Source organism: Cupriavidus sp. GW823-FHT07B10, from assembly GCF_058794355.1.
In genome coordinates, this window is sequence record NZ_JBXAGS010000022.1 from 95,657 (window position 1) to 119,385 (window position 23,729).

Annotated in this window: 30 protein-coding genes and 1 pseudogene; 16 read left to right on the plus strand and 15 right to left on the minus strand. The window is 61.9% G+C overall.

Annotated elements, in window-relative coordinates; genetic code table 11:
* Together AC1Q6V_RS30415 and AC1Q6V_RS30420 are read right to left on the minus strand one after the other, a co-directional pair.
* Positions 1 to 1,173: a FlhC family transcriptional regulator gene (locus tag AC1Q6V_RS30415; RefSeq protein ID WP_492344686.1), complete on the minus strand. Its 1,173-nt coding sequence runs from the start codon at positions 1,171 to 1,173 to the stop codon at positions 1 to 3.
* A gap of 2 nt (positions 1,174 to 1,175) precedes the next feature.
* Positions 1,176 to 2,342 (minus strand): hypothetical protein, encoded by a 1,167-nt coding sequence (locus AC1Q6V_RS30420; protein ID WP_492344687.1) that lies wholly within the window; start codon positions 2,340 to 2,342, stop codon positions 1,176 to 1,178.
* A 680-nt stretch (positions 2,343 to 3,022) separates the two neighbouring features.
* Here AC1Q6V_RS30420 and AC1Q6V_RS30425 point away from each other — a divergent pair.
* From AC1Q6V_RS30425 to AC1Q6V_RS30450, 6 genes are all read left to right on the plus strand, one after another.
* Positions 3,023 to 3,331, plus strand: a complete 309-nt coding sequence (locus tag AC1Q6V_RS30425; RefSeq protein WP_492344688.1) for a hypothetical protein — start codon at positions 3,023 to 3,025, stop codon at positions 3,329 to 3,331.
* Between the two features lie 102 nt (positions 3,332 to 3,433).
* Positions 3,434 to 3,862 carry a hypothetical protein gene (locus tag AC1Q6V_RS30430; RefSeq protein WP_492344689.1) on the plus strand — a complete coding sequence of 143 codons (429 nt, stop codon included), beginning with the start codon at positions 3,434 to 3,436 and terminating at the stop codon, positions 3,860 to 3,862.
* A gap of 4 nt (positions 3,863 to 3,866) precedes the next feature.
* A complete protein-coding gene (locus AC1Q6V_RS30435; RefSeq protein WP_492344690.1) occupies positions 3,867 to 4,652 on the plus strand; it encodes a hypothetical protein in 786 nt (261 codons plus the stop codon).
* A 12-nt stretch (positions 4,653 to 4,664) separates the two neighbouring features.
* Positions 4,665 to 5,168 carry a single-stranded DNA-binding protein gene (locus tag AC1Q6V_RS30440; RefSeq protein WP_492344691.1) on the plus strand — a complete coding sequence of 168 codons (504 nt, stop codon included), beginning with the start codon at positions 4,665 to 4,667 and terminating at the stop codon, positions 5,166 to 5,168.
* 257 nt (positions 5,169 to 5,425) lie between these two features.
* Entirely contained in the window at positions 5,426 to 6,502 is a 1,077-nt protein-coding gene (locus tag AC1Q6V_RS30445) for a primase-helicase zinc-binding domain-containing protein (protein ID WP_492344712.1), read from the plus strand.
* A 100-nt stretch (positions 6,503 to 6,602) separates the two neighbouring features.
* On the plus strand, positions 6,603 to 6,809 hold the full coding sequence (locus AC1Q6V_RS30450; RefSeq protein ID WP_492344692.1) for a hypothetical protein: 207 nt from the start codon (positions 6,603 to 6,605) through the stop codon (positions 6,807 to 6,809).
* Between the two features lie 76 nt (positions 6,810 to 6,885).
* Here the strand turns inward: AC1Q6V_RS30450 and AC1Q6V_RS30455 are convergent, their stop codons facing one another.
* From AC1Q6V_RS30455 to AC1Q6V_RS30465, 3 genes are all read right to left on the minus strand, one after another.
* Positions 6,886 to 7,017 carry a hypothetical protein gene (locus AC1Q6V_RS30455; protein WP_492344693.1) on the minus strand — a complete coding sequence of 44 codons (132 nt, stop codon included), beginning with the start codon at positions 7,015 to 7,017 and terminating at the stop codon, positions 6,886 to 6,888.
* Positions 7,018 to 7,102: 85 nt separating this feature from the next.
* A complete protein-coding gene (locus tag AC1Q6V_RS30460) occupies positions 7,103 to 7,255 on the minus strand; it encodes a hypothetical protein (RefSeq protein WP_492344694.1) in 153 nt (50 codons plus the stop codon).
* 328 nt (positions 7,256 to 7,583) lie between these two features.
* Positions 7,584 to 8,582, minus strand: coding sequence for a PRTRC system protein D (locus AC1Q6V_RS30465; protein WP_492344695.1), 999 nt, complete (start codon positions 8,580 to 8,582; stop codon positions 7,584 to 7,586).
* 1,022 nt (positions 8,583 to 9,604) lie between these two features.
* On the opposite strand from AC1Q6V_RS30465, the gene AC1Q6V_RS30470 reads away from it, so the two are divergent.
* The 3 genes from AC1Q6V_RS30470 (at position 9,605) to AC1Q6V_RS30480 (ending at position 11,809) form a co-directional block, all read left to right on the plus strand.
* On the plus strand, positions 9,605 to 10,744 hold the full coding sequence (locus AC1Q6V_RS30470) for an integrase domain-containing protein (RefSeq protein WP_492344696.1): 1,140 nt from the start codon (positions 9,605 to 9,607) through the stop codon (positions 10,742 to 10,744).
* A 14-nt stretch (positions 10,745 to 10,758) separates the two neighbouring features.
* Positions 10,759 to 11,394 (plus strand): hypothetical protein, encoded by a 636-nt coding sequence (locus AC1Q6V_RS30475; protein ID WP_492344697.1) that lies wholly within the window; start codon positions 10,759 to 10,761, stop codon positions 11,392 to 11,394.
* Positions 11,395 to 11,530: 136 nt separating this feature from the next.
* A complete protein-coding gene (locus AC1Q6V_RS30480) occupies positions 11,531 to 11,809 on the plus strand; it encodes an HU family DNA-binding protein (protein WP_492344698.1) in 279 nt (92 codons plus the stop codon).
* Positions 11,810 to 11,967: 158 nt separating this feature from the next.
* Here the strand turns inward: AC1Q6V_RS30480 and AC1Q6V_RS30485 are convergent, their stop codons facing one another.
* On the minus strand, positions 11,968 to 12,810 hold the full coding sequence (locus tag AC1Q6V_RS30485; protein ID WP_492344699.1) for a DNA/RNA non-specific endonuclease: 843 nt from the start codon (positions 12,808 to 12,810) through the stop codon (positions 11,968 to 11,970).
* Positions 12,811 to 12,863: 53 nt separating this feature from the next.
* Positions 12,864 to 13,454: a hypothetical protein gene (locus tag AC1Q6V_RS30490; protein WP_492344700.1), complete on the minus strand. Its 591-nt coding sequence runs from the start codon at positions 13,452 to 13,454 to the stop codon at positions 12,864 to 12,866.
* A gap of 11 nt (positions 13,455 to 13,465) precedes the next feature.
* On the opposite strand from AC1Q6V_RS30490, the gene AC1Q6V_RS30495 reads away from it, so the two are divergent.
* Complete coding sequence (locus AC1Q6V_RS30495) at positions 13,466 to 13,786, plus strand: hypothetical protein (protein ID WP_492344701.1); 321 nt, start codon at positions 13,466 to 13,468, stop codon at positions 13,784 to 13,786.
* A gap of 59 nt (positions 13,787 to 13,845) precedes the next feature.
* On the opposite strand, the gene AC1Q6V_RS30500 is transcribed toward AC1Q6V_RS30495, so the two are convergent.
* From AC1Q6V_RS30500 to AC1Q6V_RS30525, 6 genes and pseudogenes are all read right to left on the minus strand, one after another.
* Positions 13,846 to 14,967, minus strand: coding sequence for a phage Gp37/Gp68 family protein (locus AC1Q6V_RS30500; RefSeq protein WP_492344702.1), 1,122 nt, complete (start codon positions 14,965 to 14,967; stop codon positions 13,846 to 13,848).
* Complete coding sequence (locus tag AC1Q6V_RS30505) at positions 14,964 to 15,167, minus strand: hypothetical protein (protein WP_439673106.1); 204 nt, start codon at positions 15,165 to 15,167, stop codon at positions 14,964 to 14,966. The genes AC1Q6V_RS30500 and AC1Q6V_RS30505 overlap by 4 nt, the downstream gene beginning before the upstream one ends.
* Positions 15,168 to 15,225: 58 nt before the next feature.
* A complete protein-coding gene (locus AC1Q6V_RS30510) occupies positions 15,226 to 15,732 on the minus strand; it encodes a hypothetical protein (protein WP_439673107.1) in 507 nt (168 codons plus the stop codon).
* Between the two features lie 26 nt (positions 15,733 to 15,758).
* On the minus strand, positions 15,759 to 16,694 hold the full coding sequence (locus tag AC1Q6V_RS30515; RefSeq protein WP_492344703.1) for a DUF1173 family protein: 936 nt from the start codon (positions 16,692 to 16,694) through the stop codon (positions 15,759 to 15,761).
* A 4-nt stretch (positions 16,695 to 16,698) separates the two neighbouring features.
* A pseudogene (locus tag AC1Q6V_RS30520) lies at positions 16,699 to 16,986 on the minus strand (DUF1173 family protein); the annotation flags it as partial.
* An 86-nt stretch (positions 16,987 to 17,072) separates the two neighbouring features.
* Complete coding sequence (locus AC1Q6V_RS30525) at positions 17,073 to 17,291, minus strand: 3'-5' exonuclease (protein WP_492344704.1); 219 nt, start codon at positions 17,289 to 17,291, stop codon at positions 17,073 to 17,075.
* Here AC1Q6V_RS30525 and AC1Q6V_RS30530 point away from each other — a divergent pair.
* Positions 17,275 to 17,763: a hypothetical protein gene (locus AC1Q6V_RS30530; protein ID WP_439673109.1), complete on the plus strand. Its 489-nt coding sequence runs from the start codon at positions 17,275 to 17,277 to the stop codon at positions 17,761 to 17,763. The genes AC1Q6V_RS30525 and AC1Q6V_RS30530 overlap by 17 nt on opposite strands.
* On the opposite strand, the gene AC1Q6V_RS30535 is transcribed toward AC1Q6V_RS30530, so the two are convergent.
* Positions 17,729 to 18,394, minus strand: coding sequence for a hypothetical protein (locus AC1Q6V_RS30535; RefSeq protein WP_492344705.1), 666 nt, complete (start codon positions 18,392 to 18,394; stop codon positions 17,729 to 17,731). The genes AC1Q6V_RS30530 and AC1Q6V_RS30535 overlap by 35 nt on opposite strands.
* A gap of 43 nt (positions 18,395 to 18,437) precedes the next feature.
* The gene (locus tag AC1Q6V_RS30540; protein ID WP_492344706.1) at positions 18,438 to 18,890 is read right to left on the minus strand and encodes a hypothetical protein; all 453 of its coding nucleotides are present in this window, start codon (positions 18,888 to 18,890) and stop codon (positions 18,438 to 18,440) included.
* 159 nt (positions 18,891 to 19,049) lie between these two features.
* Here AC1Q6V_RS30540 and AC1Q6V_RS30545 point away from each other — a divergent pair, with 159 nt between their 5' ends.
* From AC1Q6V_RS30545 to AC1Q6V_RS30565, 5 genes are all read left to right on the plus strand, one after another.
* Positions 19,050 to 19,571, plus strand: coding sequence for a hypothetical protein (locus tag AC1Q6V_RS30545; RefSeq protein ID WP_439673118.1), 522 nt, complete (start codon positions 19,050 to 19,052; stop codon positions 19,569 to 19,571).
* Between the two features lie 166 nt (positions 19,572 to 19,737).
* Positions 19,738 to 19,947 (plus strand): hypothetical protein, encoded by a 210-nt coding sequence (locus AC1Q6V_RS30550; RefSeq protein ID WP_492344707.1) that lies wholly within the window; start codon positions 19,738 to 19,740, stop codon positions 19,945 to 19,947.
* A gap of 451 nt (positions 19,948 to 20,398) precedes the next feature.
* Positions 20,399 to 20,881: a hypothetical protein gene (locus AC1Q6V_RS30555; RefSeq protein WP_439673120.1), complete on the plus strand. Its 483-nt coding sequence runs from the start codon at positions 20,399 to 20,401 to the stop codon at positions 20,879 to 20,881.
* A gap of 124 nt (positions 20,882 to 21,005) precedes the next feature.
* Positions 21,006 to 21,143: a hypothetical protein gene (locus AC1Q6V_RS30560; protein ID WP_439673121.1), complete on the plus strand. Its 138-nt coding sequence runs from the start codon at positions 21,006 to 21,008 to the stop codon at positions 21,141 to 21,143.
* A 46-nt stretch (positions 21,144 to 21,189) separates the two neighbouring features.
* On the plus strand, positions 21,190 to 23,706 hold the full coding sequence (locus AC1Q6V_RS30565) for an SNF2-related protein (RefSeq protein ID WP_492344708.1): 2,517 nt from the start codon (positions 21,190 to 21,192) through the stop codon (positions 23,704 to 23,706).
* The last annotated feature ends 23 nt before the right edge of the window (positions 23,707 to 23,729 follow it).

The following is a 23,729-nucleotide window of genomic DNA, read 5'->3' on the forward strand; positions in this document are numbered from 1 at the left end:
CTAGTTCCGACGCCCGCCACGCGAGGGGGTCAACGACCCGTTGCAGCACGGGCAAAGGAACGACTGCGAAAGCTCGATCCTCGCGGAGGAGTTCGAGGCCAGATAGGGTGTGCCGCACTTCCGGCAGGGCCAAACCGCAAGTTCCTCGCTCGTCGACATCGAGCGGGCCAGATGCAGGGAACGCTCGGCCGGGACCTTGCAATCGTCCGCAAAGAAGGCCCGGTGGATGTCTAGCATTGCGACGAAGCTTTCCGGCGTCGAGACGTCACAGGCGATAGCGGACCGAAACAGCCAGATCTGGAATGTCGCCTGAACGCGGCGTTGCGCGGATTCGAGATACCACATCAGCGAAGCAGGAGGTTGGCCGGATGGCGAGGACTTCCCGTGTATGCGTTGGTAAGTCTTCCTCGTATGCTCAATGCTGGTATTGAACAGCGAACAAACGCTCATGGCCCGACAGCTAAAGGACAGAAACGCTTCGAACAGAGCATCGCGTTCGAACGTCTCCAGGCGGAACTTGCCCCATACGCCAGAGTGGGGCAAGCGGTCCGAGCGGAGCGGCGAGGTCTCCATCAGGTAGTGGGCAATCATCTCCCGCGAGAGTCGGCCTGTGTGGATTTCCAGCCAGAACATCTCGTCTGCAAATCGCCAATGGAAGAGCGGTATCAGACGCTCGGTCATGGCCACGTCGAACTGGTGCTGCGGAACAGAGCGCAGGTACGACGCCAGTTCGTTGGAGATGCCGATCAGCGGTGCTGCCAATACCGACATGTTCAGGAGGTCGTACACAGCATTGATGTACGAGCGGTTGGTGTGCTCGAGCGCCAGCCTGTCCACCACTGATAGGCTGTGAGGCACCATTGCTTTGAGGCGTTCCATCGTGACCGTCGGCATCCTGCCCTCAATGAACGAACGCCAGTCTTCCACGGTCGTGAGCGTCGGTGCGTAAGCAAGGAATGGCGTCCCCAATACCTTCGACGACTGGCCGATATTTTCACGAAGCGACCGAAGATTTTCGCTGGAGACCCTGAAAACGTTCTCCAGCGTCGGATGCACCGAAACCGTGTTCAGGACGTAGTTGCTGATCCGAAGATTCGCGGAAAGCACGCGATCTCGCACCCAGCCCGGGAGAACAAACTGCTCAAAGATGGAACGGGTAAGCGTGGCTTGCATCGTCAAGCTCCGGTGATAGCGATCAGTTCGTTGTGGAATGCCTCCGCACTGCGGCGCAAGGACAGCAGCGCGGCGCCATGTTCCTTTACCTTGATTGCCTTGACGGAGCTTCGAAGCTTGGCGAGCGCATCATCGAGGTCGGCCTTCAGGCCGTCGATGCGCAGCGCCAGGCTTCTTGAGTCAGCCTCCTTTGCCTCGTGTTGCTCAAGTTCGGCGTTGACCTCCGCCAGTCGTCGCTCAGCTTCCTTGACTTGCGCTTTTGTGGCGTCGAGCTTGCTGCTTTCACCGATGACGGCGTCGGATAGGTCCTTGTATTCAGCGGGAACGACTTCGACCTTCACCTCCCTCACTACCTCTCGGATCTTTGAATCGGCCAATGCCTTCTGCAAGGCTTGTCGCTCTTCGTTCAATCTGGTGATGGAGAGCTGCAGGCTGTCCATGGCGTGCTGCTGGGACGTGAGTGCGCCAGAAGTGCGATCCAGTTGCTCCTTCTGCGCAGCATTAAGCGCGTCTGCAGAGTTCATTTGCTCACGCATGTGGCGCATCTGGGCTTCGAGATCGCGCTGGCGCTCCAGACTCTCGTTCAGTTGCTCTTCCGCGGCTTCCAGCGTGGCCATGACGTGATTGAGGTCCTGATGCGTGCGTCGAGACCACTCGATATAAGGCAGGATCTCCTTGCGCGAATAGGATTCATCGTTCTTGCGTGCGTCGATGAATCGCTGTACTTCCTCGTTGGTGATGTCCGAACGTTTGAGGATCGTCAGTTCGCCAAGGTTCAGAAACGTCAACGCATCGTGGTTCTCTGAGAAGTGATGAAATGCCTGCAGATACTTGATGACAGAGGCGCGTGAAATGCGCATGCCCCTGACGGCGAGGGCGTACAGACTGTCATTGGCTTCCTGGCGGGCGCGCGGCGTGTCGCCCAATCGCTTTTGCACGCACGTCAGGATGGAATGGTAGATCTGGAATAGCCGAGACCCGATGGCGGTGTGTTCGGCCAGGATGCGTTTCCGGGAGAGCTCGATCTCCTGCGCTGCCTGCACGATGCGCCCGATGGCGCCGGCGTCGATAAAGTGACCCAGTTGCTGGGTCACCAGTTCGCGCAAAGCGTTTGGCGACTTTGGATCGACCAGATTGAATTCGCGACTTTCTTCTTCTTTCTTTTTCATTATTTGCCCCTACGGAATGGTGTTGTGGCCCCGGTGATCGCGGCAGCCACTTCAACTTACACGGTAGAAGCACATGTCAAGCAGACAACGGATGCAGCGATCTTGGGTCGGAAGCATATGCCGATGTCGAGTACTTAACGGAGCCGAAAGCTATGGAAAAACAGCCAGCTTTCGAAAGTCAAGCTCGAATCAGTAGTGCTTCGCTGTGCTTTTTATCGACTTGCACCATTCGAATTTAAGGTATCACCCCCTTCAGATGGGGATGGTTGTATAGACAAGTGGACCCCTCTGTCGGGAGTTATGCGAGGAACATGTTCCTTTCCAAATTGCGAAAGCTCGGGATTTTGACTAGCGATTCGAAGGCAAGGACCGATGCAACGGCGCGCTGCTTGTCATGCATTGACTAGCCGTGTAGAGTGCAGACACCTCTAGCGTCTTCGACGCATCGACTTGGCGGCCAGATTGCACTGACATTCCGCTTGGGCTACACAGGCCCACTTGGCGGTCCGCCCCGACTACATTTCTTTCCGCACGCGAGCAGCGTTCTTTCGACATGCATGGCATGTCGCAAGCGCGTTGCCGTACAAGCGCGTCTCATTGGATTCCTTGCTCTTCCGAGCATCGAATAATCGCCTGGCATCCGTCCAGGAAATCCCTTTGACTGTTTCTCGTGAGAAACCATGGAATCCTTTGCCAATAACCTGATCAAGCGCCCGCTCAAACTCTTCGCCTTTTGCATGGCGCTGTATCTGGCGTGTCAGTCTTTCATCGTCGGTGTGTTTGTTGCCGCAATCGCGTTCTTCTACTTGAAGGAGAAGGCGCTGCAGTGGAGCAGGGCTGTGCCGGCCGCGCCGAAGGTCTCGATGCCGGAACACAACTCCACGCCGAAGCCTTCGCATGACCAACCTGCGGAACCTTCCGAGCGGAAGTACGAGCGCTCGGCAGTGGTGACGCCAATCCGTCGTACGGGAACGCACGATCGCTCCTAGTCTTCTTGCCGCCCAGATCTCCTGGGCGGTCCTATTCCACCTGTCACGGGTACCCGTTACCCGCCGGCAGGTGGGTCTCCGGGCGCCTTACCGGAGACAATCATGGAAACAACGACAGCGGGATGGCAGCTGGACTTCTTTGGTGAAGCTGCCGCCATCGTTCGCCCCCCTCCAAAGGTCGACCCATTACCGGATCCTTCGCTTTGGAGCGAGTCCGTACGAGAAGGGATGGTCGATGCCCTGATCAGCCTGGCCTGTGACAGTCGCCGTGGCGACAACATGCCGGAATCGCTGATCGACTGCGCTGAGCTGCTGCGCGCCCGTATCAAGAACAAGCCACTGGAACTGGAGGAGTACTCCATGACTTTGGGCTGGATCTTCGGATACTGGGATGGAGCACTTCCCTATACCTATGTCTGTGCAGTCTCCGGCGTCAGCCCGGAAGTCTTGCAAGACGTCATTCTCAACAATGCCCGCCTGCGAACCGATCTCGATGGAGTGAAGCGCATGTGCTGCGGGTCTCTTCTTTGAAACCATGACACTGTTCCAAGTCATCAAGCAAGCCGCTGCCGCCATCATGGGCCAGCCGGCTGCGCCGTTGCCGCGCGCGGATGAAGTCCCGGTGGGCACCGGCGCGGACAATGAGTACCAGATCCTGATCAATGGCGTACCGAACCTGTTTCGTGATGAAGGCGACCATGTCGTTCACTTCGTTGCGGTCTTTGATAGCCAGATTCAGCATACGGCCTACGGCGACAAGGTCCTGCCGGAAGTCGTTCCGCGCTGGAACAAGCTCGGGCGGCATGCGGGCGATGGCGTGACGCCGCAGTCCGTCGCCGAATGCGTCATGCGCCAAGCGAAGGAGCGCCAGCCAGTGGCAGCGCGTGCAGCTCCGGAGCACTCGGCCGAGTCGCGGCAATCAGGACACGCTCAACATCCGATGCCGCACCGTGCACCCGTCAAGTCGGCGGAGGCTCGTCAGGAAGGGCATGCCTCCCGGTCTAACTACACGGTCGGCATGCTGATCGAGTGGGGAGAAATGGAATTCCCGAATCGCAAGCCTGGCGGCAAGGCGACGTACACATCCTTCGCGGTAAAGTTGGACACCAGTGCCGGCGAGAAGACGCTGCAAGGTGAGGGTCTGAAAGACGCCCTTGCTGACGTCGCTTGCAGCATCGGCGACCGCGTAGGCATCAAACGCTTGCACAAGGAGAAGGTGCCCGCCTTCAACCACGGCACCGGGCGCCCCATTCTGGACCCAGCTACCGGCGAACAGAAGCTTTGGGATCGCTGGGTCTGGCAAGTGAACCGTATTCATTGACAAGGAAGCAACATGGCATCTGTAAACAAGGTGATTCTCGTAGGCAACCTCGGCGCTGACCCGGAAGTTCGGTACATGCCCAGTGGCGATGCTGTGGCCAATCTCCGCATTGCTACCACCGACCGGTACAAGGACAAGCAGAGTGGCGAGATGAAAGAAGCCACTGAGTGGCACCGCGTCTCGATGTTCGGAAAGCTGGCAGAAATCGCTGGCCAATACTTGCGCAAGGGTTCGTCCGTCTACATCGAGGGCCGCATTCGTACGCGCAAATGGCAGGATCAGTCCGGCCAGGACAAGTACAGCACCGAGATCGTCGCAGACCAAATGCAAATGCTTGGCAGCCGCGGAGGTGCGAACGACGGCGATAGCGATCCCGGTACGGACTCGGAGCATAGTCCTGCCAGCGCGCAGCGCTCGGCTCCAACGGGGCAGCGCCAGCCGCCGGCGCGTCGGCAGCCCGCACAGGCGCCGTCGAACGGTTTCGAGGACATGGACGACGACAGCATCCCGTTCTAATTTGGGCGCTGGAGGGAATTCTGTTCCACAACGACGAAGCACCGCTGTACTGACGCGTGGCTCGGCGCTCTACTGCCTGCTACCGGATCCACCGGTAGCAGCAGTCTCCTTCCCCCGGCCGTCCGGCCATATCCCCTTGCGCAAACGTGATGCTGAAAAGACCTTCTGGCTTCTGCCGGGATGTCTTTTGAGCAAGCGTTCCTTCGCCTGTCCCAGGCATCGACAAACCTACTCCACCTGGAGTCCATCCCATGAAAATGAAAGACCTTAGTGAAATTGTTGCAGACTGGTCGTCCGATCAATGGGACGCCCTAGTAGAGCAGTACTTGCCGGCATCGGCCCTTACTGACGCCTTCTGGCGGGGTCGTCCTGGACCTTGTCCGATGTGTGGCGGGCGCGATCGATTTACCTACACCCGCAAGCGGAATCGCGGCGACTGGGTATGCCGCAAGTGCAACGACGGCAGCCCTGCTGGCGGCGATGGTCTTGAGCTTGTCCGACGATACACCGGCATGTCTTACTTAGAGTTGAAGTGCCGGCTGAACGGCCAGTCGATTGACCCCGTTCCGGTCGTCTCCCATAAGCCGCGTCCATCACGACAGGAGGCTATGAGTCCCGAAGATCTGTTGCGCTGCGTGATGAAGCAAGTCAATTCTTCGAAGCCGTTGACGGCGGGCGACCATGGCATGCGTTACCTGGCTGCCCGCGTTCCTGGCTTATGCGCACCGCTGCCGCAGGCATTGCGGCTTGCCACGCAGGAGTACTGGCATGAGAAGGAGATCGTAGGGCGGTATCCCACAATCGTTGCTGAGTATCGGCTACCAGATGGAAGGATTGCGACGGTCCACCGGACCTCGTTGGATCCTCACAAGGCTGAGAAGGCGACGGTCATTTCGAAAGACGGAGAGATTCTGCCCTCGAAGCGAAACTACCTGACAGCGTTGCCGCTCGATGGTGGAGCAGTTCGCCTGATGTCTCCGCGAAACGGGGAAATCGGTGTCGCAGAGGGCCTGGAGAGCGCGTATGCCGCATACATGCTGTTCCGCGTGCCGACCTGGTTCTGTCTGAACCGTGTGGAGTTGAGCAAGTTCGTGGTGCCTGATGGCTTGGGCATCCATACAGTGCACATCTTTGCGGACTTCGACAAGGTCGACGTGAAGACGGGCAAGTCACCCGGGATGGCCGACGCACTGACGCTGCAGAAGCGATTTCGTGCCGCAGGCTTCACCGTTGTGCTGCATCGCCCGAAGGTTCGTGGCACGGACTTCTGCGATCAATGGCGAACGGAATACCAGCTTCGCCAGATGGCGCAACGGGCTGTCGTCGCGGCCTGATTTACCGCTACCGATTGGTGGCATCACTTTCAACCTCTGCCCTGTGGGTCCGCCCCACAGGAGCGGAGTCCCCGCGTGGCAGGTCTCTCTGGAGAATGCAATGCCGCAGAAGGGTTTTACCGTGATCGTCAACAAGCTGCACATCCGCGCTATGCGCAGCACGCCGAACCGTGACGTGCAGGCGCGTCAGTCGGAGGCCCAGTTCTTCCATATCTATCGCCGTGACGAATCTGGACGGATGGTGTTCGTAGAACGCAGCCTGTCTCTGGAGTCCGCAATGGATTTCTGCTTGCCGACGACGCACTGAGCCGGCCTTCCCATTAACGACAAAGCCCAGCAATTGCTGGGCTTTTTTCGTTTACGGCGAGGCGCCGGCTGCGGGGTCAGCCTGCCTTCCGTGCCTTGACACCGCGATAGCAGGAGACCACTGCCTCGATGACGCAATAGCAGATCACTACTGCGAACACGAATCGATTGATGTCGGTGTTGGTCGAAAGATAGTCGAAGAATTGCATGGATATGGTTCCTTTCGCTGGTTCGTTGAGTCTAGATTGCCATGGAATTCGAGCGAGTCAAGGGAGGTCGGGGCTCGTCAATGTATCAATCGAAGAACCTGGACATCGCCGAATTCACCGCGTTCAGATCCAGATTGCTGGCAGGGAGGACCGTTTGGGCTTCGAGTTCCCGGGGGACATTGTCGCTGACCGATGCCTGGGAGAGGTCTGTTTGCGAGCGGATGGCAACGGTGTCCACGGGTGGGGTCTCACAGCGAGCGGGGGCCGCTGGGGGGGGAGCCAGCCCCTGAACCGGAGCCGGGGCCGAGGCCATGGCAGGTGCAGGGGTGGGAGTCAGATGGCGGTCTGGCCGGTAGGTAAGCGCAGCAAGGATCCCGCCGGCGGGCGGTTGCACAGCTGCACCGCTACTTGCCGAAAGGATTGCTTCCGCGCCCAACTCCGCCAGGCGACGGAGGACCTCCGCCCGCAGGCGGGGATCACTGATCTCGGCGAGTTGTGCGCAAAGCCGCGGTGTCGTCAGCGGGCTGAGGGCAACTTTGATCGCGAGCTTCTCCATAGCCGGATTCTCAGCCCCGTGCTTGACGCGCGCTGCCGATGTCGAAGAATCCCCGGACATTGGCGTAGCAGGGGGATTCCATGGCGACGATGTGCGAGCGCGGGAAGGCCGCACGGATGGCGCCAGAGTATAGGGCGCTACCGCCACCGGTGAGGACGATCGCCGCGATGTCTTCCGTGCGGCCTACCCGGGTCTGCATCTCCTTCACAGCCATTTGGCACTGGGCCTTGGCGACTTCGAAGTACGGCCGCAGGTCAACCATCTTTTCGTAGTAGCGCATGAGCTTCCCCTCGCGCAGCGACTTGTCGATGCGCTCGATGTCACCGGTCGGCTCGCCGCCTTCATCGGCGGAAAGGAGCATGGCCACCTGCTTGTAGATCCGAGAGGATCCGCCTGGTACGCCACCGCTTCGGGTGTCGTCCATCATGTAGCCGCGGGCGACGACCCAGTCGGTCGTGAAGTAGCCGACATCCACGATCAGGCAATTGTCATCGGGGTCCAGATCCTTGCCAGACTGGCGCATGAAGGTCACCAACGAGCCGAGGGGTTGGGGAAGCGCGACGACGCGCTTGATCGTGAAGTCGCCGGCACCGAAGTCATGGGCGCCGGTGAATCGCTCCTGCAGGGTGCCCGCGTACTTCTGCAGCGCATGGACGGGAAGCCCAAGAATGAGCTGCCCCACGTCCCTGGCCTGCGCATAATGAAGCGCACCGAACAGCAGGGCGGCATACTCGGGTGTGGTGACGAAGTCTTCTGAAAGCGTACGTCCGTTGTTGCCATAGGCCGAGGTGATGGAAACGTCTGGGCCGACCTCGTATTCGGCGCCGTAAACATTCACATGAACGACATCGCGAGCCTTGAAGTAGCCGCCACCGTGGCTGGCCAGGTTCGATGCCGAGCGCGTGGGGGCAAGCGACGGAAACATGCGCGTAGCCACGTCTGCGCCGAGGGGGAAGGCAAATTTGGTGTTTCCGTAGCCGACATCGACCGCAATGGTATTGGTGCTCATTTGAAGCTCTCCTTGGCGTGTTGAACGTTGTCGGAGCGCGCTGGTGTTAGATGTCTGACAGATATCTGATAGCACGGGCGATCTAGTGTCACCAGGTGTAAGCAAGTGACACCAAGGGGTGATCAGCTATCACCTGATGAGACCTGCTCTCCCGCAACTAACACTTGCTCTCCGATCCCCTTCGAATCTACTCCGCGCCACGCGAAGTCAAGTTTTCGAAAGGTCGCGAAATTGGCGGCGATTTCGTTGCGACGGCTCGGATCTTTCGTTTATCCTTGGCATACCTTCAGCGTCCCCGACGCATCGACCTCGCCACCAGTGAGTGGCACTCCGCACCCGAGTCCTTCCTAGGATTGACCCTTTGGGTGCCTGTCTGTCCAAGCCGCACAATGTCGCGGCATTTTTTTCAATCGGCTCAAGTAGATACTGGCCCACACTGAGGACCCCGGACACCGCGATACCAATTGGCTTTGCGGGCGGTTTTGGGAAATTGGTCAAAATGAGGACATGTGCAGACCGGACACCGGACACCTGCGCAGCCTCCATCCATTCCACTTGCCCAGCTGCGAAACGCGGGGTAGGCGAACGCTGGAACCCGATACACCGCGGTTCAGATGTCGCTACCTGACGGGCAGGACGTAGGTTGAGACCACTCAACCGGACGATCCACCACCTATCGAACGGCGTGCGCGGCCGTCACCAAACAGCGCAACAAGAGTTACGCGGGCGGCGTAGCGGGGTGCTTGCACCGAGCTGCGTTCATGCTGGAGAGCGGTTCCTCCAGCAACCGGGTAGCCCGGCGGACCGGTTTGCGCGTGAGCGCGGCCACTCAGTCGGGACAGTCATGCACGTTTCTTCCACGTGAGGGCTGACCAGCCAATGGAATCGCTAACGGATACGGAAGAGCAGGACCATGGCCGATGGCTAAACGGCACGATGGACGGGACGCGAGGCAATCGGTGGTTACGGGGAACACCAGGGCGCTCAGACCGTTGGGACTGGATAGACAAACGAGGTAGGAGATGCGGCAAGACGCGGTCTTTGACATACGCGGGCTGTTGGCCAAATACGAGCTCCCCACGCGCATGAAGGCGGAACTGGATGCGGTGTTGGCTGACAACCTGAAGAGGATCCTCAGCCAAACACGGGTGAGTCTCAAGCGCGCGTCACTCAAGACGCAAGAGCGACGGATGTACACGGTATGTCGCGCATTCGTGGAACTGCGCGAGCAGGGGTTCATGATCGAGAGCCCCCATTCTCTTCGCCACAAGCATATCCAGGCGCTGGTCGAAAGGTGGGTTGCAGAAGGCCAGGTCGGCGGCACGATCGAGAACAAGCTGAGCCATATGAAGGCGTTCTGCCAATGGCTTGGCAAGCACGACCTCATCCGCTCGCTCGGCGAGTATGTAGATAGAGAGGCACACGGACTTGCGCGCTCCTACGTCACAACGGCGGACAAGTCATGGGAGGGCAATGGCGTTGATCCGGGGATGTTGATCGCGGAAATCGCCAAGACGGACAAGCACGTGGCGGTGCAGTTGAAACTGCAGGCGGCGTTCGGACTGAGGATCGAGGAGAGCTGGTCGCTCAAGATCGCTACGGCACTAAAGAACCTGGACACGCTCCGGGTGGTCGACGGGACGAAGGGGGGACGTAAGAGGGAAGTCCCGGTTCGCCTGCAGTTGGAGGTGCTGGAGGAAGCAGCCCGGCTGATCGATCCGGTTAGCGGCTCAACCACGCCTGCGAGTTACTCGATGAAGCGCTGGCGTAGCCGCTACAACTCGGTGCTGCGCAAGCACGGCGTCTACAAGAAGGGGCTGGGAGTGACCAGCCACGGCTTGCGTCACGGATGGGCGCATCAGTTGTACGAAGAGGTTTCGGGCTCACCCGCACCGATCAAGGGAGGCACGGCACCTGAGCTGGAAGCTCACCGCCAGGCGATTCAGGCTGTCGTGCTTGCTGCAGGGCACAGTAAGGTCACCAAGAGTGGAGCGTACCTTTCGACGTTGTCGGCGATGGCAGCACAGGACAGGCCCAGTGTGTCACGGGAGGAAGCCGAAGCGGCGCTGCGTCGGCACAATGGAAACAAGAGCAAGGCGGCGGAGGAATTGGGCATCACCCGCCAGAGCCTCTACCGGCGGCTCAGCGGCGCGCAAGTCTAAATGGAGCTTTCCCCATGCATGAGAACAAGCAATACACACAAGCAGAGTTGGCACAAATCTTCGCGGCGGGCCTCTCACCCGAAGCGGTGAATCTCTGGCCGCGGGTCGAACTGCCGGAGGCAGTGGCGATGGTCGCGCGCGCCGCGCTCGCTGAGGATCCGGATGACCCTTATGTGCAGGAAGACCTTGCGAATGCTGTTCGTCCTCGATGCGGCCTGCGCACGCCCTGGGGATGCATCGTGGTCGAGTTTTCGGATGCGGGGTCGGACTTGGAGGTAATGGTCACGGTCGCGGGATACCTCGATCAGGACCCATATCTGGAACTTGAGCATCTGCGCCGGGACGCCAAGGTGGTCGGACTATTTCTGTCGGATGTCGCTGGCCCTATTCTGGAGGACTTGGCCAGTTCGCTGCTCGCTGACAGCAAACTGGAGTGGCAGGACAATGGCGAGACCAACCAGCTATTTGAGTTGGTAGGATTCGTCCCGGCTGCCGATACTGGGGCGCTTGCGGAAGCGGGGCAGTTGCTAGGCATGTGGTTGGGTGGGATAAACGTTCCGGAGGTGTTGCGGGTGTGCCAGCGGCCGGAGTTCCTTTCGAGTATTGACGACCGGTCCGGGCTTCCCTTGTCTGCTGCCAACTGCAATTGAGCGGTGGGGATGACATAAGGTTGAGCAAGCTCTTGCAGAATTTCCGGAATGTTCACCATTTTGTATCGTCTTTCCGAGAATGGATGCTGCGCCAGCGTGGTCCAATCTTGATATCTATGTCCATGGAGAACAGAGAATGACGAAAGCTGAATTGATCGACGCCATCGCCTCGGGTGTGGATGGGCTGACCAAGACACGGGCCGAGGAAGTGCTCAATGTGACGCTGACCGCGATCATGGAAGCCGTCGCCAAGGGCGAAGGCCTGAACCTGGTCGGCTTCGGTTCCTTCAGCAAGGGCGAGCGCGGCGAACGTCTGGCGCGCAATCCGCGCACCGGCGAAGAGATCAAGGTGGAAGCTGCCAAGACCGTGAAGTTCAAGGCCGGGCAGCGGTTCCGGGAAGCGGTTAATCAGTAGCGATCAGCTTCAGAAACGGGTGTTCGCTTGCGAAAGGCACGTCTTTTGGCGTGCCTTTCGTTTTTTCTGAAGGAACATGTTCCTTCCGCGGTCGCGATGGCTGGCTAACGTGCTTAGGCGAGGGCCAGCGACAGGATTGCACTTGCGTCCCGGATGGCTTAGTGGAGAGGCTCCGTCGCGGGCGAGTCCGCGACGGCTTCGCCCGATGCAAGCCATGCGAACGCCACGCGGCGCGCCGGCTTCTCGTCAGGGTGCGGCGTGGGCGGCGGCAGTTCCATCGCCGTGCCGTCCATGGTCTTGGGGAGTGCGGGAAACGGGTCGATCCCTGAGAAGTGCCGCAACTCTGCGTCGCTAATGACGCTGTACGCGGGTGTCGCGTCGTTGCGGACGATGTAGACTGCAGCGCCAACGCCTGGCACGTAAATCGCCTTCCAGATGAAGTCGGGAATCCGCACGCGGCCAAGCGTCCTCGGAGCGCCGACGAATGCGGGGCCGGTCACCACCTGGATGGTGCCGTATTGGCGGGCCAGCCTGCGCGTTGACGTCTCGATATGGCTCCAGGTGCGGCGGTTCGACACGCTGTGCTGGGGGATGACGTTAGCGAGGCTGAAGCTCTCGGCTTGGGCTGCCTTGTCAGGGAAGTCACCGCTCGGGGCGAGGTGCCCCCGATCGAAGCCGGATCCGCGTCGGTAGTCTGCCAGCCTGGCGCGGTCGGCTTCGGGCAGTCGGTCCTCTTCGTAGAAGTCGCTGTCGCGTGGCAGCTTGCGCGCGGCGTCGACGGCCTCCCGTGTGAGGCGCTCGGCAGACCAGAGCGCCGTGCGTGTCTGGCTCGAGTAGAGAACGGCGTAGGCGCGGTAGCACAGCAGCTGTGTGCGATCGACCGACTGGGTAGTGGGTTGGCCCGTAGGCAGGACGTGAGGGCAGGGTTGGCCGGTGTCCCGTGCGCTTGCCGTGAAGGATGCAAGTGCGAGAACAACGGCGGCGATAAGTGGGCGGGTCATCAAACGCCTCGTGGAAGTGAACATGCCTTCAGCTTGCCCGCCGCTGGGCAAAGTCAAGGCTGGCAGTGATCCGGCAGGCTGTCGATGGCCTTCCCAATGAACTCTTCCTTGTCGAGGAGCGGCCAATCCTGATCCGCCAAGGCTTCCTCGGCGACTTCTGCAGCCAATGCCGGCACGTGCTCAAAGCGCACCATCGGAGCGCCGTCAATATGAATGATCCTCGCGCGCTGCAACAGCTTCTGGTAGCGGGCGGCTTGCGAGAGAACAGTTTCCGGCGGGCCGACGTGCTTGAACTCGTAGCCGGGCTGGGCAAGGGCTGCAGCCATCGCAGCGAACTTGGGACCATTGGTCTCCCAGTCGCCGGTTGTGGAGGCGAGCAGGCTGAGGAAATAGGGTATGTCCGAGGAGGTCAGGGCACGCCGGGCCACCATGGAGATGGCCTCCGTGTCGGCCGGGCGGAGGTCGACGCGGCTGTTCCAGATGGCGCTGAGTCGCGGAAAGGCGGCGTCCCTATCCTTGGGGTCGTTCTCGACCGGCGGGGTTGAGATCCCGCATTCCTCGCAGACGATGACGGCTTGGAGCCGGCCGGCGACGTAAGTGGGCGCGCCGTCGCAGTGGGCGCATTGAAGGAGGCCGCTGGGCATGGCGAGATCCGGTGCTGAAAAATGCCCGAATTATGCCTGCCCGCGGCCTGGGCACGGTCAGCGTGTTCGGAGGCTGGATCGCTGGCCGCCAGGTAGTCGGCTGTGGTGCTCAGCAGGCCTCTTCGGGTTGTGACCTGGAAATCCTGGAGCATCTCTGCGTGGTCGCGCAGGGCCGCGCCGATCTGCCAGAACTCGTTGAGCCAGTGGCCGGGCTCGTCCATCGGCCCGCCCATCCGGCCGGTGGCTATCGCGCCCCGGATGGCGAGGACAGTTTCTGGTTCCGGATACTCTCGGTCTTCGTTGTCTTGGTGATGCATTGCTATCGAGTGTGAGAAGCCCATTGAAGGGTAGAGTGCGCACGACCGCACGACGGGTGCGATCCGCTGTTGCATCAGACCGTTCCACGAGCCAGGGCGCGCTGGCACGCCTCGGCCACGTCCAGGGAGGTTACCGGGAAAGCGTCATGCAGAACGCCATCCAGCTGCCGGCCTGCCGCCTTCTTGCCCACGCGATGCATAACGGTGACTGGGAAATGGCCTTCGTCACGCGCTCGCATGAAATCCTCCCCCTTCAGCAACTGCTGACCGTGCTTGTCGAGGCAAATCCCGCCGCCGACCCAGGTGCTGGCCTTGTTTACCCACTGCTCGAACGTTTCGAACGTCCGGAATACTGGTTCTCCGGTGGTCGTGAGCACGGAAGCGGTGTGCCACTCACCCCATTGCTTGAAGAGAAAGGGCACGCCTGCCGCTGCGCACTGGTCCCGCAAGCTGCGAGACCAAGCAGGGTGCATCGGGCGCGCGTCGCTTCCGCTCTCACCGCCCGCAATGATCCAGTCGATCGATCCAGGGTTGTAATCGTTGCCGGACGTGTGGAGAAGCTCGCCTGTGACCGTCGAGAACACGTCGACGTGGCCGAGCAGCGGCTCCATGGACAGGAAGCGGGTCTTTACGGGGGCTCGCAGCAGTTTCGGAATATCGCGCTCCGCCTCGGCCTGACTGACGATCGTGGCTCCCAACCAGACATCCGCCGGTGCGTTCCCTGCGATCCAAGTGGCCAGCCACGGGACCAAGGGATTCTCCGCGCAGTCCTCGCGCAGCAGCAGTGCATTGAACGCGTCGCTCAGCCGTTTCATGGCGTTGCCAATGCGCTTGGTCAGCACGAGCTTGTCGAGGTTCGGCGTCTGGCGCCACACATCCAGCATGTCGATGAACCATTCGAGCGGCACCTCGTTGTCGAACACATCGGCCAGGCTCGCGCAGAAGACGCGCTGCCGGCGGCCGTGAACGGCGGCGAAGGCGGCGTGTGCGAGATTCCACCGGAACGGCTTGCGCCAGTTGGCGGCGGAGGTACGCCGGCGCGGCGCGCCGGGGCCCCAGTTCTGGGCCTGGCCACCGCCAAAGCGGGCATTGCGGGTCTCCGCATAGCAGTGGTCACAGCCGGGGCCAACTTTTTGGCAGCCTTCCCAAGGATTCCAGCTGTGATCGGTCCACTCGATCTTTGTGTTTTCGCTCATTGCTGGTCCTCGAACAGGTCTAGGGTGCGCGTGTCGCGCTCGGGCGGGTTGGCCGTGACGTGCAGGCGCGATTCATTGGAGCCGCAGAGCTCGCTGACACCACGCCCGACGCTGACTGGCGAGTGCGGCAGCGACGCGCTGTTTTCGATGTCCGCAGCGGCGGATGTCCTTGTGGAGATGGAAGTGTCGGCTGGTTTCATGGTGGGTGCACCGGTTGATCGACTACAGTGGACTCAGCGTATCGCTCGGCGGGCGTTGTCAAGACGGGGGACTACTATGTGGACGTGCACGGAATGCCGGCTGTCGGTGATGCTTTCGGCGGCCGATCCAGAACTGGACGAGAGAGGCTTCTTTTTCATCTGCAAGGGGTGTGGCCATCGAAATCCGCTGCGGCGGGTAGGTCCGAGCGAACGAGGCGAGGACGATCCGCTTTGCCTGGCTCAGGTTTGTAGACGCCTGAGCGGCAGCCTGGTGGGGGATCGCGAGACCGTAGCGGCCTGCCGCTGCGCGCAGTTGGGCGACGTCGACACTGTCGCCGGCGATCGCGGCGAGGACCTCCTGCGCGAATCCGTGGAGTGCTGCCAGTTCCTCACCGATGGGGCCGTGCGTGTAGAGGTACAGGCCGCTCGGCACGCGCCGCACGGTTGTGGTTTCGCGGGCCATTCGTTGCAGCAGCGCTTCCGCCAGGTCCAGCCCGATGCCAAGATGGCGCTCCAGTAGCGCAACCGACGCGGCGCGGTGCTGGTGCACCAGTTCCAGCGCCATACAAGGCGTCAGCGACCGGGATCCGATCAGCGTGCATCGGCCGCCCGAGTGCCAGCCGGCGGCACGCGCACGCTGGATATAGACGTGGCGACCGCATCCCATTCGAGGAACGGAACGCCGGCAGTCCGGTAGTGCTGGCGCTTGCTGGCCATCCGAGCGTCGTACCCAGTGTTGCCTGCCATGCCGAGCACTTCGATGACCATTTCAGGCTGGACGTCGGTCAGGACGAAGTCGGGGTGTACCTCCGCGCGACCGACATGCCGCAGCGGCTTGCGGAATGCCCGGCGCAGACCGACCAGGTGATCGGCCATGGCGACCTCGTGGGACGAGTCGCAGGGAAGGAACTGCCGGTTGGCCAGCATGGCCCCGATATCGACCACGGTCAGGTAGTTCGAGCACGACTTCTCAACGAGCAGGACCACGACACACCGCTGCTCGGGACGTCCGATGCCGGCGATCGCCGTGCCGAACGAAGCCTTCAGGCGCTCATACAGGCCCGACGACATGAAGAAGCGCTGCGTGCTCTGGCGCAGGACGACCTTGCCGCCGTACTGGGTGGCGGCGTGCGACTCGATTTCCCCGATCAGAATGCCGCGGGGATTGCTGGCGGCGGTTGGCGAGAGCCTGGCCTGCCAAGCCTCGAACTCGGCCAGGATTTCGGACTTTCGAGCCGGGTCCCACCGCTGCATGATGTGCAGCAGGCCGGTGGCGTCCTTGCCATTGATCCGGCAGTCGGCCAGTTCGGCCGTCAACTGCGACCAGCAGGCGTTCCAGCTGCGGGCACCGGTACCGGGCCAGACATTGAGACCGGCTTGCTCCCAGGCGAACTCGAGAAAGGCAAGCAGGCCTGCGGATCGCCGTTGCGGCCTCGTGCTCTGGCCCTTCGGCGTTCGCTGGACGGTTTTTGCCGGGGTGGGTGCTGACGGAGAGTGAGGCGTCGAGACGGATATCGAGATGGCCATCGCGCACGCGGAATGCGTCGAGACTGTCGGTGGCGCCGGACGTCACCTGGTTCTTCCGGTGGAAGGGGCATCCTTCGGCGTGCCGGAACGCCTGTTCCGGCCAGCGCGCAAGCAGGAAGATGTCGCGGTGGCGCCGGATCACCAGTTTGGGCCGCGGCCGGCTCTCGGTGCAGCCGCATTCCGCAAAACCCTGGATTGTCTTGGCACGCTCGAGGTGGCGCGCGTAGCGGCCGGGATCTTCCAGCACCTCATCCAGCGGGTATTCGTTCCCGCCAATCCGGACGGTGATCATTGGCTCTCCTTAGACTCCGGCTTCCCGGAGCATGGTGTAGAGGTCGCGCCGGATCTCGCTCACATCGAGCAGGCGCTTCGCGCGGATCATGGCACATAGAGCAGGCGCATCTCTTCCGTTGCCATGGTGAGCTTGCCGTCGTCGCCGGTCTTGAATTTGAAGTCGCCGGCGAGCTGCACGCGCTCCCATTCGAGGCCTTTGGCCCGGTGGACGGTCGACACGATGTAGTCGGCCTCTGCCTCTGGGGCGACGCGGGTGAGGATCAGGCGCAGGTAATCCACGCCCTCGTTGTCGATCAACGTCACAAGGGGCTTCAGGTCCCGGCCGGCGAAGGATTCGGCGTATTCCTGGACCTCTTCCCATTTCAAACAGGGCGAGGGTGGCTGGGTAGCCGATGCGCTGACCGCGCATGAGCTGCTCGGCGCCGTCGGCAAAGGCTCGAAGCTCGTCGACGTTGGCGCGCACCGCGACGCGATCGCCGCGGCCGATACCTTGCGCAAGGTGCGTGAGGACCGTTGCGTTCTTGCGGCACAGGATGGCGTCGAAGCGGTCGTGCCCCGGCGTCGAGTCATGCAGGATGCGGGACTCAACGTGGTCTTGTCCCCGGACAGGCGTTTCCTCGTCCATGAGCCGCAGCATGCGGCTTGCCAGCTGCGCGATGGCCGGGCCGAAACGGAACGACTCGGTGAGGGCGCATTCGGGCGCGCGGATGTGCTCCATGGCGTTGACGGCGCCGCGCCACTCATAAATCTGCTGACGGGTCGCCGACGTAGATGACCTGGGACTGCTGTGCGCGCAACACCGACAACATGAGGCCGTCAGCATCCTGCGCTTCATCGAACAGGATGAAATCGGCGCCAATGCGCGGCCGGCTGCGCTCCCACCGCTTTACGTAGACGTCGTGAACGATCGCTGACGGGGAAGCGGGGTCGAGGTATTCACCCCAGAGCCGCTTCACGTAAGGCAGCAACGAGTCGCGAAGGTGCTCGGCCTCCTCCTCCTTCACGATTGACTCCACCGGAATGTGCCAGGCAAGGGGCTCGGCCTGTGCGGAGCGGCAAAAACGCGCCGCGCCGTCCATCACCATCCGGGCGACCTTGCTGGCGCTCAGTTCGAGGTCCTTGCCGATCGTCGTCGGCAGGCGCAGCTTGGCGAGGCCGTAGCGCAAAGCGAGCTGATGCGGTGGCTCGACCGGGTTCTTGAGCTTGCGGGTGAGTTCCGGCGGCGTGGCGCTGTACGCGAGCGAGTGGACGGTACGGCAGCGGGTGTTCTGCGGGAATTTCTGGGCAGCCTCGGTGGCGATGTCCTTGTTGAAGGCCAGATACAGCCCTCGCGCTCGGCCGCGCGCCTCGGCAGCCAGGCGCAGCGTCGACGTCTTGCCGGCGCCGGCATATGCCTTCACCTTCAATGGTCCGCCAGCCTTGCAACAGCGGCTTGCTCGTCGGTTGGATTCATTCGGCGATCTCCAACGCGGTTTGCTCGGGTAGCGAGGCCAAGACTCGTCGGCGGATTGCCAGGGTGTGAGCGCGCGCGACCTCCGAGCGCCGTGCATGCTCGCCGCAGACGGTATCAACGATGTAGGCGAAGTAGAGGGCGGTGGTAGGCCCAGTCCATGCCTTCCACTTTGCGCGGATCTCGGCACGCTGTGCATCGGAGAGCGAGGAGTAAATGGCGCGCTTCTCTCGCCAGACGCGTGCGTGCAAGGCGCGCGTGGTCCTTTCAAGGTTGTCGGATCGACGTTGGCGGCGGGAAAGTTCCTCGTCAGGAGAATGCTGCTCCGCGGCCACGTGATCCGCAAAGAGCGGGTACCTGTCGCGCTCGCGCTGCTGTTTGCGCGCGAAGGCGGCCTGGCGACGGGCGTTGAAGTCGATGGGGGTGTGGCGTTCGAGGCGGGAGAAACGCATGGCGGGAAGGATTGGATTGCACTTACATCCAAGATACCGAGGCCGTCAGGAAGTCAAGGCGGCCGGCGCGCATGTTGCGCCGCGTATCATTCTCAGGCCGAATTCCGCGCACCTGGACTTGAAAAATATAGAATTTGCCGCGTCTTTTACCGAAAGCCCATGTCTGAGCTCCCCATTCTCAAGTTCCGCGAGGTGTCCCTCGGCGCGCGCCCTAAGGGCGAACGCGAAGCCATCCCACCGGGCCATCCGTCCTACGACGATATCGCGCTGATGGATGCACTCACCTTCCGGCGCTATCTGGATCGTGTTTTCTGGCATCCGCGTTGCGAGGTGCTGCGCTTCGAAGTGCGCGCCGTGCCCTCGCCGGCGGGCAGGATCTATGACGTGGTGGCGCTGGTTGCGCCGGGAGAGGGCGAGGTATGGTTCTCGGAACAAGCGGTGCCAGCGCGGTGGGACTATGTGGCGATCACGGAGATCAACTACGGGCACTCGAAGCGCCTGCGATCGGAGTTGAAGGCCGCCGGCACGATCCCTGACGATTACGGTGCCTTCGATGATGGCCCGTTGCCCGACTTCTCCAATCTGGAGAATCCCGAGGAAGTGGCGCAGCGGCGCTGGGCCGTGGTCGACCGGGTACGCGAGGCCAGCCGGCGCACGCGTATCGCGGCAAAGCGCGGCTGAGTTAGCGCGACACGCGGCTCGGTCCTTGTCCCGGCGTTCGTGGCGCGGTAAGATTGGCTCCACTCTCCGCGCTACTGCGCATCGACCTTGCCGGCTTACTGGCCATCTGCTTGTCCACCCATTGGGGCTTTGCCCAATGGGGAAGGCCCTGTTTCGGAGCCTTCCCATGCAAATTTCTTCCCGTATCAGCACGCTGGCTGTCCTTGCGACCGTCATCAACCTGTTCGCGGCCCTATACTTCGTTGTGACCACGGGTGACGATCGCCTTGCAGCGATGCAATTGCACCTCGTTGCCGAGATCGAGTTCCTGGTCCTTATCAGCTGGCTTCTCGCGAAGCTGCTGAAGCTGGACCAGAAACCTGCCACCGCGCGCTGACCGTCCTGGCCAGCACGTCAATTCACTACCCACCGGGGACGCTCCCCGGTGGGCTCTACAGTTCGCCAGGGACCTTCCCATGTCCAAGTCCACAACGAAGCCAGTCCGCCGGCGTAGTCTCACCTTGGCGGAAAAGCTCGCATTGTTCGATCCGGTAAAGCACGGCAGCGAAGCAATGCCTGTGACGCCGGTCGGTAGGGAAGATCAGCTAAGTGCCAGCCAAGAATCGTCGCCTGGCACGCTCGTCATGCGACGACGGCACACCCGTGGAAGCAGCCGCTAGCAGATGTGTTCTCGGCAGATCGTGAGCAACTGAACTAGATCGCGTCGATCGCCGACTGAGAGTGCTCGCCCGAGTTCGGGCTTGCGGCTTCTCGAGTATTTTCAATTCAACCCGTCCGGGATACGTCCCGGCAGGGGCGTTTCCCAGGGCCATATCCAAGGAAACGTCATGTTTCAGAAATTCCTAGAAATCGAAGTCGGTCCCGCACCGTGGGAAGAAGAATGCGCGCAGGTCGGCAGCGATGACTATGCCAAGCGCTCGCCCATGGAGTGCGCGGTCTACATCCGCCAACTGGGCCGGATCTTCGGCGTGCATGCGCCCGACGTACTGTCGTTCGTGCGCAGAAGCTTCCCTCACGATTTCGGCCGCTACCACGAAGTGGTGGCGTGCATGAATGTCGCGGGCTATGCGCTGTTCGATGAGTCGCGCTTGCCTGCGCAGTGGGACCACGTCGCCCGGGCCGAACTGGCCTGGCTGTGCCTGAGCGATCGCTACCGCCGCTTGCTGCGGGATGGCGAGTGCGAGCTGCAGGACGTGCCGGATCTATACCGCCTCAGGTCGATTCCGGATTTCCCGGATCATCCGGTCGCGCACTGGCTGGCCCTGGGTATCGTGCCGATGCCTACCGGCCCGGCGCTGGCCTGCCACTGACCCAGCCTTTGCCGTAGGGCAACGAAATCGGCGACTCGCCGATTGAGTCAGCCTGCCCCCCTTTTTGACCCCTTCGGGAGACCTCCCGTTGGGGGGTCTCCCATGCCCTTCTTGAGAGACCACTATGTACAAGGAAATCATTGAGCAGTTCATCGCCGCACAGAAAGCGGCCCACGCCGCGTATGCCGCGGCCGCAGCTTTCGAGCGCGAGACCGTCGCCTCGATCCCTGACCACTATCGACCTTGGCTTGCATCCCCTTGAAGCCCCGTCAGTTTCTGACGGGGCTTTTTCTTTTCTGGAACCCATCATGTCTATTACTTGGTATGCGCCCTTGCGGTCGCTTGTCAGCCTTGGCTCTCAGGCCGATAAAATCGCGCATCAGGGCGAGTTGCACGCGGCGCGTCAGCGCCACCTGTCCCAGTTCTTCACGCCCGATGCCATTGCCGGCCTGATGTGGAACGCCTTCGGCCACTGGCAGCCCAACCGGAGGTTGTCGATTCTCGACAACTCGGTCGGCTCGGCCCGCCTGCTGCAATTCGCGGACCCGGGCACGCACAGCCTGTACGGCGTGGACGTGCACCAACCAACGATCGAGGCGGTGCAGCTTGCCGTCGAGGCGGCTGGCTTTGACGGCAGTTTCCGGCACGCCGGCATGGAGGAGATCCATCCGACGCGCTTCGATGTCGCCCTCATCAACCCGCCGTTCTCTATCCATCTGGAGTCGCCGCACCTGAAGCCCTACGACTGCACCACCTGGGGCCGGTTTGGGGCCAATACCAGCGCCCTGAGCCATGAATACGCGCTCTCACAGGCACTTGACGCGGCGCTGGTCGTGGTGGCACTGCTACCTACGACCTTCGTTGATAGGTTCGCCGGCCTGGTCATTGGCCACGGCGAACCTCTTGCCGATGCCGCTAGGCGTGTGGTCGGCGTCTTCGACCTGCCGGCGAGCGCTTTCCGGGAGGAAGGGGCCGAGGTGCGCACCTCCATTGCGGTGTTCGCCCGTTTTCGGATGCGCGCCCGCGATTTCGTGCGGCAAACCGGGTCGGATCTGACCCATCCGCTGCCCGCGCTGGAGCTGCAGGCCGAAGATCGCCTCTATGGCGAGCCGCGGCTCGGCCACCAGCTGCTGGACGACGAAGGGCCGGCCATCACGCGTCCCGTGACCTCGCAGAAACGGGTACGCATCTCGCATGACCGCCGCCGCATCGTGCTCGGATTCGACTGCGGGTTCGTCGAGGCGATGGTGCTCAACCGTGTGCTGGAGCGCCGCATCGTGTCGCTGGAAGGCCAGCGCCTGCCGCGTGGCTTTCGCTACGCAGGAACGGGCCGGCTGGATCTGGAGGCTTATCTGGTCCAGCCAGATCCGATCGGGGCATTGGACAAGCTCGTCGGCATGGTGGAGGCCGCCGGCGGTGAGCCGGAGTTTGCGCCAGGCTTCCTCGAGCACTTCCGCCAACGTCTGCGCCGCAGCATGCGGCAGGCGTTGCCCTTGCGCCATGCGGTCTGGACGACGGGTGTAGGCGCCGCCGATACCATCATCGGCACGGCGACGAAAACGCATCTCGTCGATTCGTCGGTGTGGGGCGGCCCGGTTATCAAGGCTGGCCAAACGGTGCGCTTCGAACGGCAAGCCGATGGGCGCTACCAGTATCAGGTACGCGACAAGGGCTACGTTGTCTCGTTGGATGAGATCACCACCCGCTACAGCGTCGAGAAATCGGCGCAGGCATGGGAAATCGTCCACGAGGGGCTCGCCGCGCGCTATCCCGGGCAGGCCGATCGGTTGCGCAAGCGTCTGCTGGCGCTTGGCATCGATCGCTGGCTGGACTGGCAATTCCAACAGGAAGACCTGGTCGAGTTGCTGCTCAAGCCCAACGGTGCGGTGGCGGCGTGGGAGCAGGGCTGTGGCAAGTCGCGTCTCGCGGCGGGCTTGATCCTGCTGTCCGGCGTCAAGCACGGACTGATCGTCGTTGAGGCACGCCTGATCGCCGAGATGCGCGCCGAGCTGGAGCAGGTCATGCCGGCCTCGGACGTCCATGTGATTCAGTCCCCCGAGGACCTGGCGCAGCTTGGCCGCCTCAACCTGATCGCCTATGAGCGCCTGCGCATGCCCGTCGACCGGCAGGCCTCGCGCCGTGTCACCTACGCGCACCGGCTGCGCCGTCGCATCGGCCTGCTCGTGGCCGATGAAGGGGAGCGCCTGTCCAACCCGGCCAGCGACCAGAGCCGGGCGCTCTGGCAGCTATCGGCGAAGCGGCGCTATATCCTGACTGGCAGCCCGATTGCCAACTACCCGCGCGATATCTTTGGGCTTATCGCGTTCACGGGCGGTGACGGCACCGCGGCCCAGCCATATGGCTACCGACGTGGCTACCTGGAAGCTAGCTGGCTCGCCTCGGTGCAGCATGCCGGGCGCGGCATCGACCGCTTCCGCAGCGATTTCGTGGTGCTGGAGTGGGTGACCTGGGAATTCGCTGAAAGCCTGCAGGATGGGGCCAAGCGAGAAGTGCCCAAGATCGGCAACCTGCCGCGGTACCGGCAGATGCTGGCGCCGCACGTGAAGCGCCGGTTGGTGTGCGAGCCGGATGTGTCCCGGTACATCAGGATCGATCCGCCTGCTGTCGAGGTGGTCGAGACGGAATGGGACCCTGCGCACTTGTCGCTTTATCTGCGGACGGCCGACGAGTTTGCGCAGTGGTACCGTGACGTGCGAAAGGTGGAAGGCAAGTCCAATAACCTGATCGCGATTCTGGCCCGCATCCGTGCGGTGCATTTCGCCGCCAACTACCCGCAGCATGACTTGTACCTTAACCATGCATAGTTAAGCGGATGATTTGCCGGCCG

Coding starts and splice junctions, on each gene's coding strand:
- AC1Q6V_RS30480 (WP_492344698.1), top strand. CDS start 11,531: ATGACGAAAGCTGAATTGATCGACGCCATCGCCTCGGGTGTGGATGGG.
- AC1Q6V_RS30545 (WP_439673118.1), top strand. CDS start 19,050: ATGTCTGAGCTCCCCATTCTCAAGTTCCGCGAGGTGTCCCTCGGCGCG.
- AC1Q6V_RS30435 (WP_492344690.1), top strand. CDS start 3,867: ATGACACTGTTCCAAGTCATCAAGCAAGCCGCTGCCGCCATCATGGGC.
- AC1Q6V_RS30425 (WP_492344688.1), top strand. CDS start 3,023: ATGGAATCCTTTGCCAATAACCTGATCAAGCGCCCGCTCAAACTCTTC.
- AC1Q6V_RS30415 (WP_492344686.1), bottom strand. CDS start 1,173: ATGCAAGCCACGCTTACCCGTTCCATCTTTGAGCAGTTTGTTCTCCCG.
- AC1Q6V_RS30500 (WP_492344702.1), bottom strand. CDS start 14,967: ATGAGCGAAAACACAAAGATCGAGTGGACCGATCACAGCTGGAATCCT.
- AC1Q6V_RS30420 (WP_492344687.1), bottom strand. CDS start 2,342: ATGAAAAAGAAAGAAGAAGAAAGTCGCGAATTCAATCTGGTCGATCCA.
- AC1Q6V_RS30440 (WP_492344691.1), top strand. CDS start 4,665: ATGGCATCTGTAAACAAGGTGATTCTCGTAGGCAACCTCGGCGCTGAC.
- AC1Q6V_RS30455 (WP_492344693.1), bottom strand. CDS start 7,017: ATGCAATTCTTCGACTATCTTTCGACCAACACCGACATCAATCGATTC.
- AC1Q6V_RS30430 (WP_492344689.1), top strand. CDS start 3,434: ATGGAAACAACGACAGCGGGATGGCAGCTGGACTTCTTTGGTGAAGCT.
- AC1Q6V_RS30550 (WP_492344707.1), top strand. CDS start 19,738: ATGCAAATTTCTTCCCGTATCAGCACGCTGGCTGTCCTTGCGACCGTC.
- AC1Q6V_RS30560 (WP_439673121.1), top strand. CDS start 21,006: ATGTACAAGGAAATCATTGAGCAGTTCATCGCCGCACAGAAAGCGGCC.
- AC1Q6V_RS30450 (WP_492344692.1), top strand. CDS start 6,603: ATGCCGCAGAAGGGTTTTACCGTGATCGTCAACAAGCTGCACATCCGC.
- AC1Q6V_RS30490 (WP_492344700.1), bottom strand. CDS start 13,454: ATGCCCAGCGGCCTCCTTCAATGCGCCCACTGCGACGGCGCGCCCACT.
- AC1Q6V_RS30555 (WP_439673120.1), top strand. CDS start 20,399: ATGTTTCAGAAATTCCTAGAAATCGAAGTCGGTCCCGCACCGTGGGAA.
- AC1Q6V_RS30475 (WP_492344697.1), top strand. CDS start 10,759: ATGCATGAGAACAAGCAATACACACAAGCAGAGTTGGCACAAATCTTC.
- AC1Q6V_RS30465 (WP_492344695.1), bottom strand. CDS start 8,582: ATGAGCACCAATACCATTGCGGTCGATGTCGGCTACGGAAACACCAAA.
- AC1Q6V_RS30470 (WP_492344696.1), top strand. CDS start 9,605: ATGCGGCAAGACGCGGTCTTTGACATACGCGGGCTGTTGGCCAAATAC.
- AC1Q6V_RS30565 (WP_492344708.1), top strand. CDS start 21,190: ATGTCTATTACTTGGTATGCGCCCTTGCGGTCGCTTGTCAGCCTTGGC.
- AC1Q6V_RS30540 (WP_492344706.1), bottom strand. CDS start 18,890: ATGCGTTTCTCCCGCCTCGAACGCCACACCCCCATCGACTTCAACGCC.
- AC1Q6V_RS30505 (WP_439673106.1), bottom strand. CDS start 15,167: ATGAAACCAGCCGACACTTCCATCTCCACAAGGACATCCGCCGCTGCG.
- AC1Q6V_RS30445 (WP_492344712.1), top strand. CDS start 5,426: ATGAAAGACCTTAGTGAAATTGTTGCAGACTGGTCGTCCGATCAATGG.
- AC1Q6V_RS30485 (WP_492344699.1), bottom strand. CDS start 12,810: ATGACCCGCCCACTTATCGCCGCCGTTGTTCTCGCACTTGCATCCTTC.
- AC1Q6V_RS30510 (WP_439673107.1), bottom strand. CDS start 15,732: ATGGCGCTGGAACTGGTGCACCAGCACCGCGCCGCGTCGGTTGCGCTA.
- AC1Q6V_RS30515 (WP_492344703.1), bottom strand. CDS start 16,694: ATGGCCATCTCGATATCCGTCTCGACGCCTCACTCTCCGTCAGCACCC.